Below are 12162 nucleotides of genomic sequence, written 5' to 3' on the forward strand. Positions count from 1 at the left end.
CCGGAATTTTTACAACCTGCGATACGATTTTTATTGATTGTGAATCTCTCTGCCCCTATATCGCGCTTGCCCAAAGTCGCACGTGCCTGTGGGTGTCCGCCGATCCTCTGAATGGTGAGGGAAATCGGTAAGGTAACTGGAGCCAACCCCTCCAGTCGGTTTAGCGGCCAACCGCCAGACCGAGGACACCTTGAAGCAACGACGGTGCGGGCCTTTCTGGTTCTCTGCCGGTTGTCCAAAGACCGGGGTTACTGAAGAGGCACACCATCATTGCCGGCAGTGCGGAACGGGGTTCTCCCAGTCCAAGCCAAGGCAGACAAAGCGAACCGAAGCCGGGCAAGGCCAAGGTTCATCGCCGCGAGACGGCGTTTCATGGTTCCGGGGTCTCCACCGGCTGGTTCCATGGATTTCCGTCCCGCCTTTGTCCACCGCGTGTTCGCGAGGCCGACAGCCCGCGTCCGCACCCTTGTGCGCGCCGAAAGGCGTGATGGAGAAACCCGATGGCCACGCAGCGCATCCTCGACTTCCTCGCCACCCGACGTCCGACCGGTCCTTGCCTCGTCGTCGACCTTGATGTCGTGCGCGACAATTTCCGCGCCTTCGAGAAGGCGCTGCCCGATTCCAGGATCTACTATGCGGTGAAAGCAAACCCGGCGCCGGAAATCCTGCGCCTCCTTGCTGCGATGGGCTCGTCCTTCGACACCGCTTCCGTTGCCGAAGTCGAGATGGCGATGGACGCCGGTGCGCCGGCGGACCGCATCTCCTTCGGCAACACCATCAAGAAGGAGCGCGACATCGCGCGCGCCTACCAGCTCGGTATCAAGCTGTTCGCCGTCGATTGCGTCGAGGAGGTCGAGAAGATCGCCCGCGCCGCTCCAGGCGCCCGCGTGTTCTGCCGCGTGCTGACCGATGGCGAGGGCGCCGAATGGCCGCTGTCGCGCAAGTTCGGCTGCGTGCCTGCGATGGCTGTCGACGTGCTGCGCCATGCCAAGGCGCTCGGGCTCGACGCCTATGGCGTGTCGTTCCATGTCGGCTCGCAGCAGACCGACCTGACGGCCTGGGATCGCGCGCTGGCCGACGCCAAGACCGTGTTTTCGACGCTCGCCGAGGAAGGCATCGTCTTGAAGATGGTCAATATGGGCGGCGGCTTCCCGACGCGCTACCTGCGCGACGTGCCGGCGGCCCAGGCTTACGGCCAGGCCATCTTCTCGGCGCTGCGCAAGCATTTCGGCAACGCCATTCCCGAGACCATCATCGAGCCGGGCCGCGGCATGGTCGGCAATGCCGGCGTCATCAAGTCGGAAGTCGTGCTGATCTCGAAGAAGGCGGACAACGACAATGTGCGCTGGGTGTTCCTCGATATCGGCAAATTCGGCGGCCTGGCCGAGACGATGGACGAGGCGATCCGCTATCCCCTAGTGACCGCGCATGACGGCACGGAAACCGCGCCTTGCGTGCTCGCCGGCCCGACCTGCGATTCGGCGGACGTGATGTATGAGAAGACGCCCTATCCGCTGCCTCTGTCGCTGACCATCGGCGACGAGGTGCTGATCGAAGGCACCGGGGCCTACACGACCACCTATTCGGCGGTCGCCTTCAACGGCTTCGAGCCTCTCCGATCCTACGTGATCTGACGGTTCGAAAGAACCGTCGGGTCATCCCAGGTGGGCGTCTGTCGCCCATCCGGGCTCGCCTGTGGAACAGTCTCCGCTCGTGAAGGATCGCGGAAATGGACATTGCAAATTTCGTTGTCGAAGGCGCTGCGCGCGACATCTCCCCCTCAGAGGTGGAGATGGTCACGAACTGGCCGGAGGGGTTTGTCTCAGCCGCCTCGACGTCTCTTGGACCGCATGGGGCTAGCGCTTCACGCGCGGCGAACCCCTCTGTCGCCTTCGGCGACATCTCCCCCTCGAGGGGGGAGAGTGCCCGTGCTTTCGCCATCGTTGCCGAAACGCCTGATGACATCGCGGCGCGCGAGGCGTTGCTCGATGCCGCCATGGGGCCGAAGCGCAAGACGAAGTCGTCGGAGAAGCTGCGGCGGGGCCGGCGGCCCTCGGAAGGCCTGGCTTTCGTCGCGCGCGACGCATCGGGCGCCGTGATGGGCACGGTGCGGCTCTGGGACGTCACGCTGGGCGAGGGCGGTCCGGCAGCACTGTTGCTTGGGCCCCTGGCGGTCGCTCCTTCGCTCAAGAGTGCCGGCATCGGCTCGGCGCTGATGCGCCATGCGGTCGCCGAAGCCGCGCGTCTCGGCCACGCGGCGATCCTGCTGGTCGGCGACGCGCCCTATTACGGCCGCTTCGGCTTCTCAGCCGCAAAGACCGGTTCGCTGGCCATGCCGGGCCCGTATGAGCGGCATCGGCTGCTCGCGGTGGAACTGGTGGAGGGCGCGCTCGACGGCGTCCATGGCACGCTGAAGGCCGCGGGGCGCAAGCTGAAGGCGCCGACGCTGGCGGCCTGAGGCGCTGAGCCCCAAACGAACGAAAAACGCCGCCCGAAACGGCGGCGTTTTCGTCCCGAGAACAGTCTCGGCGGTCTTCTGTCTCAGCCGATCAACTGGCTGAGCGCCATGGCGACAGACATGTCGCCTTCGACCTTTATCTTGCCGGTCATGAACGCCATGGTCGGGTTGAGATCGCCCGATATCAGCGAGTCCAGATCGTCGAGCGAGAGCTTGATGGTGCAGTCGGCGGGGCCATCGGTGGTCGAGACATCGGCGCCGTCGATGACGATGACGCCATCGCTGCCGGTGTCGAATTTCACGGAACGATCGAACCCGCTGCTGGCCACGCGCGACCTGATCTTGTCGGCAATCTCCTGAACGCTCACGCTGTTCTCCTGTCTGGTTGCATCTGCCTGTTCGGTTGCATCTGTCGCGCCCCGGCATGATCCGCCCGAGGGCCATGCATCTTCGCGGCCACGGTCGCTGCCGCATATAGCTTTGGATTGACGTTTACGTCAACGCGGATTGCAGGGCCTGGTTCCTATCGCCGCAGCCGGGCGAGGAGCCGATCACCGTCCCTGGCCAGTGGTATCCCGATGGCTCAATGCGACTTGAAGGCCTTGGTCATCTCGGACGCAGTGGCGCCGGCTTCCTGCCGGCGGCGCAACCAGTTGTCGCGTATCTCATCCTTGCTCAGGAAATTGACCTGATCGACCAGAACCTCATGCACCAGTGTGGCGCCGACGCGTGTGTTGACGGTATCGCGGATCGCGGCGCGGAAGGCGTCGAGGTCGATCGTCTCCTTCTTGGTGAAGTCGATCTGCGGATTGGAATACAGGTAGGAATAGACCTGGTCGGTGATCAGTGCCTCGGCCGGGATCGACAGTTTCTTGATCTGCTCGGGTTCGACCGTGTAGACCAACTTGGTCAGGAAATAACCGTCGATCCTGGCGTTGCGGATCAGCGGCACCGAGATGACCTCGGTCTTGACGTAGTCCAGCCCGCCCAGCATCGGCTTCGGCTTTTCGCCGACGCCGCGTTCGCCGGCGGCCTGGAACGAATAGAACACCGCGCCGAGGGTGGCGACGCAGATCCAGACCGCGATGGCGATGACCTTGACCATTCAGGCACCCGAGCCGGCGACCACCGCGCGCTAACCGCGCGCCCGGCCGAATTCGCCGGCGGAATAAGTGCCATCGGTTTCGGCGCGCTGGATGGCGGTGCGCAACAGGCCTGCGACCTCGTTGACGGCGCTCAGATGCGCCAGGATCGCCGCCTCGTTCTTCGCAAGCTTCTGGCGAAGCCGGACAAGGCCTTCGCGGTGCTGTTCGAGGAACTCGGCTTCGCTGCCGCCGCGCATGGCACGGGTCAGTTCATAGAGATAGCGGCTCTTGCGCGCGTTCGATGCCTTGAGGTCGTAGCCGGTGTCGCTGCGCAGCCCGGCCGTCTCTTGCTCGACGACTTCCTCGATGCGGCCGATGATGGCGGCAAGGTTTCCGGGCCGCGCGAGTGCGACCGGGGCTTCCGATGTGGCCGTGCGCGCCGGCAGGTTGGCGGTGAATTCCGAAAAGTCGGCCATGGCGTTTCCCAGTCTAGATCTTGATGTCTGTCTTTGTGGTCGTTTCATCGCCGGTCATGGACCTGGCGGCCTTGCGCTGCAGCTCCTGGACGAGCGAGGTGGACAGACGGCTCTGCCGGTCGATCTCGGTCTTTTCAGGCCCGCCGGAGACCGGGCCGATCGGCACCTTGCGCTTGCCTTCGAGATAATGGTCGGCGAGCAGCGACTTGGCGATGCCGATGCCACCACGCTCGGCCATGACGTCGGCGACGCGCTCGGCGAGCTGCGATTTCCACATGTCGCCGGCCAGGCCCTTGCCGTACACGCCCTCGGTGTCCTTGGGCATCATGTTCTGGATGAAGGTCTGGAGCACCATGGCTTCGAATTTCTTGAACTTCTTGGATGGATCGGCCGCCATGGCCTGGTCGGCGGTGGCGCGCGACAGCATCGTCCCGGCCGAAGCGGCCTCGACCGAAAAGCTGCCGGCAACGCCGCCCGCATGCCTGGTCAGTGCGGCGCGCGCGGCCGCGAGATCCGCCGGCTCGGCTGCTCGGACAACATCCATCACGATGTCGCTGGGGGGAGAGATCGCCAAGAAAGTCCGCCTTTTATCGGTTTTCCTTGGCCAGACCATGCCTCAACAAGCTTGTGGCAGGCTTGCGGGCGGAGGAAGGAAGGCCAGGGTTCTCTGTATCCAGCCGCGTAGCCAGATTTTCAACAACGCATGTCGCGTAAAAAGTGGCTTCCGGTTTTGGGAGAACGACCTGCAGAAAGCGTCTCGCCCGAATCCGTTCGAACGCGAGGGGCTTCAGGACGGGGGAAGACCGGCCCTCGACAGCATTTCAAGGAACCGGGAATGGTGATGATCCTTCACATAGCGCGGCACAAAGCCAGGGCAGACATTGCTCAGATTGAGATGCGGAAGTTGTGACAGGCAATGATGGATGGCCCGCGACGCTTCATCGCGATTGCCGGTTGCGGCCGCGGCTGCGGCCCAATAAAGCGCGCCACGAACGAAGCCCGGCTTTGTCCTGACCACCTTGCGCGCGACCTCGAGCGCCCGCTGATCGTCTCCGCCGGCAAACAGCGCCATAACGAGCCCGTGGTGACGCCAGTAGTCGATGACGTCATGGGTTCCCAGCCGGATCGCCTCGTTCGCCTCGCGCACGGCTTCGCTGACCTGCCCGCGCAGCGCGAAGAGCATCGCAATATCGCCGTGGCCGCTCGGATAATTTGGGTTGAGGCTGATCGCGTGCCGGCATTCGACGATCGCCTCGTCGATACGACCGCAACTTTCGAGAGCAAATGACAAGATGCACCGGGCAATTTCATCGTCCGGCACCGCCCGCACCGCGGCCTCGGCAAGCGCCAGCGTATACTCGATATTGCCCTGCTCGCGGGGCAGCGCGCCAAACGCGATGCCCATGGAAATCATGATCGAGAGCGTCCGCTTCGCACGGGCGTTGTCGGGCCCTGTCGAGAGCGCCTTCGTCGCAAGTTCCATCCCGACCAGCAGCGAGTCGTGGGTCATCTCAAAATATTTCATGAGCGCCTCGTTCACCAACCTGCGCACTTCAGGGGGACCAGGCGGACTCTTGTCGCGGACCTTCCAGTTGGTCAGTTGAAGTTCGAGGATCACCGCCAGAACGACGGACTGGGCGATCCTGTCCTGGAATTCGAGCGCATTCTCGGACTGGCCGTCGAACTTCTGGGCCCAGACATGATGACCGCCGACGGCATCGACAAGCTGGATATTCACCCTCAACCCATTGCCGGATCTCTGGATGCTGCCGCTGAGCACATATTGTGCCCGCAGCGCTCCCGGCGCGTTACCTTCTTGGCGCAGGCCGACCTTATCTGTCGGGGGAACCGCGGAGAGCACGACATAGTCGGCCACCTCGGAAAGGGCTGTCGTGATGTCCTGGACCAGTCCCTTGGAGAAAAAATTGTCGCCTTGTTTTCCGGTCAGATTGGTGAAGTCGGCAACGCCAATGGAGGGGTGTCCGAGGCGATGGCTGGCCGCAACACCACTTGCCGACGGTGCGTGTGACGCCGTGTCGGAAGCAAGCAGCAGGGACTGCCATAGTGCCCGCGTCTCAGGGCCGGCTTCGACGCCGAACTCCTTCTTCAGCATGCTTCTGCAAGCCTCGTATGTCCTGAGCGCCTTGTCGCGTTGACCACAAGCAAGGAGCAATTCCATCTTGAGCCGATAGGATTCTTCCCGCGCCGGATCCATAGCGAGGACGCGATCGGCCAGGACGAGGCCCGCTTCAGCGTCGACGAGGCGAGCCAGTTTCTCGAACGATTCAAGCGCACGACCGAGCAACCTGTCGCGTTCCGACGCGACCCAGTCGTCGAAGCCATTGCTTCCCACATGGAGACCGTCGAGGAACGGGCCGGTGTAGTTCGCCAGAGCCTTTTCGAGTTCCTGCGCGGAGCGGGCCGATAAACCCGTCTCGAACTCCTCCACATCGACCCGGAACGCCTCTGGCCTGAGGTGGATCAACTCTCCGGTGGAATGGATAAGATCGACACCCGAGAGATCGCGGCGCAGGACGCTGAGGGTTTGGCGAAGACTGTTGCGCGAATGTTCGCCATCGCTGTCGCCCCATAGCAGGTCAGCCAGTTTCTCCCGCGTTGCTGCCATGCCCGGACATCGGGCCAGATAAGCAACGATTGCCGGGCCGCGTTTCCCGACCAGTCGAAGCGGGCCAGTTGTTTCAATACGGAAGCCGCCGAAGAGTGAGATTCTATTTGCAGCGCCGCCGTCGTCACTTTGCATCTGCTGCCTCAGCCTGACGAAATTCTAACGCAAATCTAACGTTCCGCAATCGTCCGTCACCGCGCTTCAAGCGCTCCCGTGACGGCAGGTCATTTAGACTTCGCTAAATTAGGCGGCCAAGTCAACGCAATGCTTGGTTCAAGGGGGGCGCGTGTCCAGAACAAGAGCCAATTTGCTGCTGCTCCTTGCAGCCGCATTGTGGGGCTTCGGCAACGTCTCGCAAAAGACGGTGCTGGTCCATCTCGACGCCATGAGCGCGGTAAGTCTGCGTTGCCTGATCGGCGGGCTGCTGGTGCTGCCCTTTGTCTTGACCGAAAGGCGAGTGGCGATCGGGGCGGGCTATTTTCCGAGCCTGGCCAGGGTGGGCGCGCTGTTCGCCATCTCCATCACGCTTCAGCAGCTTTGCTATGTCGGAGCCTCGGTCACCAATGCAAGCTTTCTGGTGAGCACGGCAACCGTAATGACACCATTGGCCGCCTGGTTGCTCGTCGGCGAGCGTCCGACAGCGGGCCTCACGATCGCTGCCGGGCTGACCCTGGTCGGAGCCCTGCTTTTGTCGGATGGGATCGGCGGCCTCGGCAGCGGGGATCTCACCGCCATCCTGTCGGCTGCCTGCTATGCGCTCTGGGCGGTCGAGCTCGGCCGGCACATGCAGGCCCATGCGCGGCCGTTCACCGCCGCCGCCGCACAATTCCTCGGCGCCGCAGTCTTCGCCCTGCCGCTCGGGGCAATGCAAGGCAACCTGTCGCTGGCCGCCGCATTCGCAGCCGGTCCGGAATTGGCGATACTCGGCGTCTTCTCCACCGCGATAGCCTTCGGCATACAGACGGTTGCCCTCCGCTTCACGCCGGCCAGCCACGCCGCCGTGATCGTCAGTGCCGAAAGCGTTTTCGGGGCGCTGGGCGCGGCGATCTTTCTGGGCGAGCGGAGTTCGTGGCCGGGCGCCTTGGGAGCCGCGATCATTCTCGGTGCGATCCTTTCCGTGGCACGATCGAACCGAACGCCGCAGGCACGTGAGTCCTTGCGGACCGCTTCGAACCAACTCTTCGACATTGCCCCTGCCTTTGTAACAGCGCCGGCAAGCGGGGCAGGCGAACGCCGCGTCAACAGTTCAGGTCCGGTGGAGGAATGCGATGACCACTGCCGCTGATGCGAACGTCGCCGTGTCGAGCGCGGCCGGACAGGCCGCGGGGGCGCTGCGATGAACGCGTGGACAGTCCTTCTTCCGCTCGCACATTTGAGATCGGCCCTTGGTGCCCGCATGAACGGACCCGGCGGCTATTACAACAGTGGCAACGCGCTTGGCCTCATCGTAGGTCTTGCAACCCAAATTGCGGCCGCGCCAGTCGGCCCGCATGAGGAAAGCGCTGTCATCGCGGCGGTGATGGACTATTTCGCGGGCAGCCATGGCACTGTTGCGCTCACCTTGGCTACCCTCGTCTTTTTCTGCGGCGGCGAAGCCTACCACCGGGCTTGGGCAAAGCCGGATGTCCCCGATCCCACCCTCAATCGTCTGGGCGACTTCCTCTCGGGATTAGGCGCAATCGGGCTCGGCATCGCGCTCTTGCTGCTCGGCGACCCGCTGCTTGCGGCGACCTCCGGCCTGCTGCATGCGCTCGGCAAGTTCGGCAGCACCTTTCACAGGCCGGGCAGGCCGGTTCCGGTGTGGCCGACCGCCTGGCCCGATCCGTTCCGCAGTGCGGTGCTCGCCAGCAGGTTGCCGGCAGTGGTGGCGACAACCGTCGCCCTCGGCCAGGCTTTGCCGGTGGTCTGGTCGGGCGAGTCCTTCGCGGCACTCATCATGCCGCTGACGTTACTCGGCTGTTATCTTTTGTGGACCAAGGCCGATCTGCTGCTGTTCGGCGTTGGGTCCAAGGTCCCTCGTCAAATTTCCACATGTTGAAAATGGGCGGCTTTGACAACGATCGGTTGTCGAGATGGAGAATGGCATGTTTACAGATATGTATCAGGACGCCGGTCCTTCTTCTGGAGCGGCCTCCTTTCGCGGGCGGGTGCAGTGGATAGGCGGGGCCAATCTTTTTTCGCCCACAAAGCCATCGGGAAGGGGGCTGGCAAAGCGCGCCAATTCACTCCTGAGACTGGCGGGGATACTTGCAGCTTCTGCGTTCTGGAATCTCCCGGCGCATGCAGCGAATGTCGACGTCGCCATCGTGTTCGCGGTCGACTTCTCGGCATCGATTGATCCAAAGATCGCCGATCTGCAACGCGAGGGACATGCCGCGGCACTCACTTCGCCCGAGATCATCGCCGCCATCGGCCGGAATTACGTCGGCTGCATCGGCGTGGCCTACTTTGAATGGTCGAGCCCCGGACACGCACGCACCATACTGCCGTGGACAAGCATTTGCGGACTGGAAGACGCAAGAGCGGCGGCGGCGGAGATCAGCAGGAAAGGGGATACCGGCGTCATCCGTCGAGGGCGATCCGGAACATCGGTTTCCTCGGCTATCGACATTGGCAGTCTTCTGTTGGACCAGTTTCCTGGAAATGCCGCCAAGAAGGTCATCGATATCTCCTCCAATGGTGAGAACAACGACGGACTTCCTGTTCAGCCGAGCAGGCTGAACGCCATTGCCAAGGGATATACGATCAACGCCATCGCCATTCCCGCCGAAGACGACGATCCCGGCAATCCGCTGGCATCTTATTTTGCCAAATCGGTCATTGGCGGTTCCCAGGCCTTCGTCATGACGCCGAAAGGGCCAAACGACTACAGCACGGCGCTTCGCCGCAAGCTGGTCACGGAAGTAAGCATGAACAACGAAGGGAAATTCCCGCAACCGGCGGACGGGCGCTCTTCTCAACCGTAATTCCGGACAGTGGCGCATTGCTGCACGTCCGCGTGAGGGCCGAGAGCAGACGGCGGCTCCTGGCATCGATCCACGGCCCCTCGTCGATCTTGATCTCGGCCCGGTCGATCGGGGCACCCCATGGCGGCTCCGACGATCCGACAATCGCTGCCGATATGAGGCACCCGAGCCGGCGCCGATTTGAGGCTGGCTCAGCCGCGGCGACCCTCATGCCACCGCGGCGGTGGGACGCGGCTCATCCGATCGAGCGGAGCACACCACCGTCGACGCGCAGCGCGGCGCCGGTGGTCGCCGAGGCCTGCTCGGAGCAGGTGTAGACGACCATGTTCGCGACTTCCTCGGTTGTCGCGAACCGGTTGATGAGCGTGGTCGGACGCAGCGATTTCAGGAAATTATGCTCGGCGTCCGTTTGCGTGATGCCCTGCTCCTTCGCGGTGGCCTTCATCCAGCCGCCGAGAATCTCGGAGTCGGTCGGCCCCGGCAGGACAGCGTTGACCGTGACGCCGGTGCCACCGACAAGTTCGGCCAGCCCGCGCGACACGGCCAGCAACGCGGTCTTAGTCATGCCGTAGTCGATCATCTCCTTGGGGATAGCGAGCGCGGACTCGCTGCTGATGAAGACGACCCGTCCCCACCCGCGCTCGACCATACCCGGCATATAGTGGCGCGCGGCGCGCACGCCGCTCATCACGTTGAGCTGGAAGAGGTCGAGCCATGCGGCGTCGTCCTGCTCGAAGAAGCCATTGGGACGTGCAGTGCCAACATTGTTGACGAGGATGTCGGCATCCGGCGCCTGCGCCGCGAGCGCCGCCGAGCCCTCGGCTGTCGCGAGATCGGCGGCAATGCCGGTGAGGTCGGCGTCAGGCAGCAGCGCGCGCAGTTCCCGGAGCGTCGCGGCGACCCGCTCTTCCGTACGTCCATTGACGACGACGGCGGAGCCTGCGCGCGCCAGCCCTTCGGCGATCGCGCGACCGATGCCGGCGGTCGATCCGGTGACGATGGCCTTTCGGCCCTTGAGTTCGATGTTCATGCCCTTGATCTCCGATTATAGGTGGCCAGACGACCGGACGGATGGCCCGGAGGTCAGCTGATGCCGCTCAGCTAGATAAGCCGCGCGAGCGCACGCAGGCGTTCCGATGCTAGTGCCGAAGGATGCCGAGCCCGGTGCTTGCCTAGCGGCCGAACATACGGGCCAATGCCTGGCCAACAGCCCCAAATCTCATGGTGGAATAGCTCATCGCGCTTCTCCTTCGGGCGGACGCATCGCCGCTGCCCCACGCCAAGAGGTAGGCATGCCCAGGCGCGCCATGCAGTCGGAAGACACGCACTACGGTGGTGCGAAATCGCACCGGAGGCTTCACGTGACGACGCGAACTTCTCCATGATCGACTGGGACGGTATCCGTTACTTCTTCGCAGTCGCGCGCGACGGTTCGGTCCGAGCGGCGAGCAATGGATCAGGCGCCGCTGCCCGCATCATTCAGATGGCGACTGTCTCGCGAACCTGATCGGCCGCCGCATCCAGAAAAGCCTGCGCGAGGTCCGGGTCGTTGACCACCCGCGAGAGCATGACCGCGCCGACCATTGTCGAGAGAACGGCCATTGCCTTGTTGCCGCCCTTTTCGCCGTCGTCCTCGCCAACCCAACTGCCGAGCATCTCGAGATACTCCCTGATGCCGGCCTCGAATGAGGCCTTTACCTCGGCGCCTTGCCTGGCCGCATCCGAGCCGAGCGCGACGACCGGGCAGCCGTCCATCTTTTCCGCGCGATGATCCATACTGAGGTAGAATGAGATCACCCCGTCGAGCGGTTTCCCAGGGTTTGCCGCTGTCGCGGCCGACCACTTGTCGGTGGCGCTTTCCATCGCGCGCCTGGATGCCTGCGCCGCCAGGTCGTCCTTTGACTCGAACTGCTTGTAAAAGGCGCCCTGGGTCAGCCCGGCGCCCTTCATCAGATCCTTGAGGCCAATGCCGTCAAAGCCTCGCTCCCGAAAAAGGCGGCTTGCCACATTGATCACGGTTTCGCGGTTTTCCGCGGCCTGAGTGCGACTTACGCGCATCGCCATCTCCTTTTTAGATTGCATTCGTAATCTATACATTATATAGAGGTCGAACGCAATCCAAAAAAGGAGATATGAGATGATCCGCAAAACCCTGAGTGCGTCCGTTCTGGCCGCGATGTTTCTTGCGAAACCGGCTTTTGCCGAGGAAGCGACCATCGGACGCCCGATCGAAGCTGCCAGCCTGCACGAGGGACAGCTCGACATGGTGGTCTACTACGTCCCGGTCAACGGCGACCTGCTGGAGGTCACCGCCACCTTCGCGCCGAAGATCGGAGGTGATCCGCTGCGCTTCGTCATGGGCCTTGCTGACGGCGACTCCGTGGCCTTTTCCATGCCGGGCCATCAGGATTCGCTTTATGCGTTCTCAAGGTCGGGCGAGGAGGTCACGATCTCGACCGAGACCGACACATACCTGCGAGCCGACGCGACAATGCGCTGACGCGCAGACCCTGCATGGTGTCGGCTGCGTCCGAACAGCTTGCCTTCGATC

General features: G+C 63.3%; 13 protein-coding genes. 6 read left to right on the forward strand and 7 right to left on the reverse strand.

The genetic code is table 11. The features are described 5' to 3' along the window. Window positions 1–500 precede the first annotated feature (500 nt). Together odc2 and FJ942_RS04740 are read left to right on the forward strand one after the other, a co-directional pair. Window positions 501–1634 (forward strand): ornithine/lysine decarboxylase, encoded by a 1134-nt coding sequence (gene odc2 / locus FJ942_RS04735; RefSeq protein WP_140513661.1) that lies wholly within the window; start codon window positions 501–503, stop codon window positions 1632–1634. A 266-nt stretch (window positions 1635–1900) separates the two neighbouring features. Further along, window positions 1901–2458, forward strand: a complete 558-nt coding sequence (locus FJ942_RS04740) for an N-acetyltransferase (RefSeq protein ID WP_226880593.1) — start codon at window positions 1901–1903, stop codon at window positions 2456–2458. An 83-nt stretch (window positions 2459–2541) separates the two neighbouring features. On the opposite strand, the gene FJ942_RS04745 is transcribed toward FJ942_RS04740, so the two are convergent. From FJ942_RS04745 to FJ942_RS04765, 5 genes are all read right to left on the reverse strand, one after another. Continuing rightward, the gene (locus FJ942_RS04745) at window positions 2542–2826 is read right to left on the reverse strand and encodes an SCP2 sterol-binding domain-containing protein (RefSeq protein ID WP_140513660.1); all 285 of its coding nucleotides are present in this window, start codon (window positions 2824–2826) and stop codon (window positions 2542–2544) included. Between the two features lie 215 nt (window positions 2827–3041). Beyond that, window positions 3042–3563 (reverse strand): hypothetical protein, encoded by a 522-nt coding sequence (locus tag FJ942_RS04750; protein WP_140496251.1) that lies wholly within the window; start codon window positions 3561–3563, stop codon window positions 3042–3044. 30 nt (window positions 3564–3593) lie between these two features. Next, a complete protein-coding gene (locus tag FJ942_RS04755; protein WP_140496250.1) occupies window positions 3594–4019 on the reverse strand; it encodes a hypothetical protein in 426 nt (141 codons plus the stop codon). A gap of 13 nt (window positions 4020–4032) precedes the next feature. Beyond that, window positions 4033–4632: a rod-binding protein gene (locus FJ942_RS04760; protein WP_181168318.1), complete on the reverse strand. Its 600-nt coding sequence runs from the start codon at window positions 4630–4632 to the stop codon at window positions 4033–4035. A gap of 174 nt (window positions 4633–4806) precedes the next feature. After that, window positions 4807–6780, reverse strand: a complete 1974-nt coding sequence (locus FJ942_RS04765; RefSeq protein WP_140513658.1) for a BTAD domain-containing putative transcriptional regulator — start codon at window positions 6778–6780, stop codon at window positions 4807–4809. A 151-nt stretch (window positions 6781–6931) separates the two neighbouring features. Here FJ942_RS04765 and FJ942_RS04770 point away from each other — a divergent pair, with 151 nt between their 5' ends. From FJ942_RS04770 to FJ942_RS04780, 3 genes are all read left to right on the forward strand, one after another. Beyond that, on the forward strand, window positions 6932–7930 hold the full coding sequence (locus FJ942_RS04770) for a DMT family transporter (RefSeq protein WP_140897291.1): 999 nt from the start codon (window positions 6932–6934) through the stop codon (window positions 7928–7930). A gap of 111 nt (window positions 7931–8041) precedes the next feature. After that, the gene (locus tag FJ942_RS04775; RefSeq protein WP_246679661.1) at window positions 8042–8683 is read left to right on the forward strand and encodes a hypothetical protein; all 642 of its coding nucleotides are present in this window, start codon (window positions 8042–8044) and stop codon (window positions 8681–8683) included. A 34-nt stretch (window positions 8684–8717) separates the two neighbouring features. Continuing rightward, complete coding sequence (locus FJ942_RS04780; protein WP_318013178.1) at window positions 8718–9611, forward strand: DUF1194 domain-containing protein; 894 nt, start codon at window positions 8718–8720, stop codon at window positions 9609–9611. A 235-nt stretch (window positions 9612–9846) separates the two neighbouring features. Here FJ942_RS04780 and FJ942_RS04790 read toward each other — a convergent pair whose 3' ends face one another. Both FJ942_RS04790 and FJ942_RS04795 read right to left on the reverse strand, forming a co-directional pair. Continuing rightward, entirely contained in the window at window positions 9847–10641 is a 795-nt protein-coding gene (locus tag FJ942_RS04790) for an SDR family oxidoreductase (RefSeq protein ID WP_140496246.1), read from the reverse strand. A gap of 449 nt (window positions 10642–11090) precedes the next feature. Beyond that, window positions 11091–11669 carry a TetR/AcrR family transcriptional regulator gene (locus FJ942_RS04795; RefSeq protein WP_140513927.1) on the reverse strand — a complete coding sequence of 193 codons (579 nt, stop codon included), beginning with the start codon at window positions 11667–11669 and terminating at the stop codon, window positions 11091–11093. 79 nt (window positions 11670–11748) lie between these two features. Between FJ942_RS04795 and FJ942_RS04800 the strand changes: the two genes are divergently transcribed. After that, entirely contained in the window at window positions 11749–12111 is a 363-nt protein-coding gene (locus FJ942_RS04800; protein WP_140560320.1) for a hypothetical protein, read from the forward strand. The last annotated feature ends 51 nt before the right edge of the window (window positions 12112–12162 follow it).

This window comes from Mesorhizobium sp. B2-4-2, assembly GCF_006442845.1.
Taxonomy (GTDB): domain Bacteria; phylum Pseudomonadota; class Alphaproteobacteria; order Rhizobiales; family Rhizobiaceae; genus Mesorhizobium.

What these genes read in the sequence shown, in the direction of transcription:
- FJ942_RS04760 (WP_181168318.1), bottom strand. Translation starts at nt 4,632, where the DNA reads ATGGTCTGGCCAAGGAAAACCGATAAAAGGCGGACTTTCTTGGCGATC.
- FJ942_RS04765 (WP_140513658.1), bottom strand. Translation starts at nt 6,780, where the DNA reads ATGCAAAGTGACGACGGCGGCGCTGCAAATAGAATCTCACTCTTCGGC.
- odc2 (WP_140513661.1), top strand. Translation starts at nt 501, where the DNA reads ATGGCCACGCAGCGCATCCTCGACTTCCTCGCCACCCGACGTCCGACC.
- FJ942_RS04750 (WP_140496251.1), bottom strand. Translation starts at nt 3,563, where the DNA reads ATGGTCAAGGTCATCGCCATCGCGGTCTGGATCTGCGTCGCCACCCTC.
- FJ942_RS04790 (WP_140496246.1), bottom strand. Translation starts at nt 10,641, where the DNA reads ATGAACATCGAACTCAAGGGCCGAAAGGCCATCGTCACCGGATCGACC.
- FJ942_RS04800 (WP_140560320.1), top strand. Translation starts at nt 11,749, where the DNA reads ATGATCCGCAAAACCCTGAGTGCGTCCGTTCTGGCCGCGATGTTTCTT.
- FJ942_RS04775 (WP_246679661.1), top strand. Translation starts at nt 8,042, where the DNA reads ATGAACGGACCCGGCGGCTATTACAACAGTGGCAACGCGCTTGGCCTC.
- FJ942_RS04795 (WP_140513927.1), bottom strand. Translation starts at nt 11,669, where the DNA reads ATGCGCGTAAGTCGCACTCAGGCCGCGGAAAACCGCGAAACCGTGATC.
- FJ942_RS04755 (WP_140496250.1), bottom strand. Translation starts at nt 4,019, where the DNA reads ATGGCCGACTTTTCGGAATTCACCGCCAACCTGCCGGCGCGCACGGCC.
- FJ942_RS04780 (WP_318013178.1), top strand. Translation starts at nt 8,718, where the DNA reads ATGGAGAATGGCATGTTTACAGATATGTATCAGGACGCCGGTCCTTCT.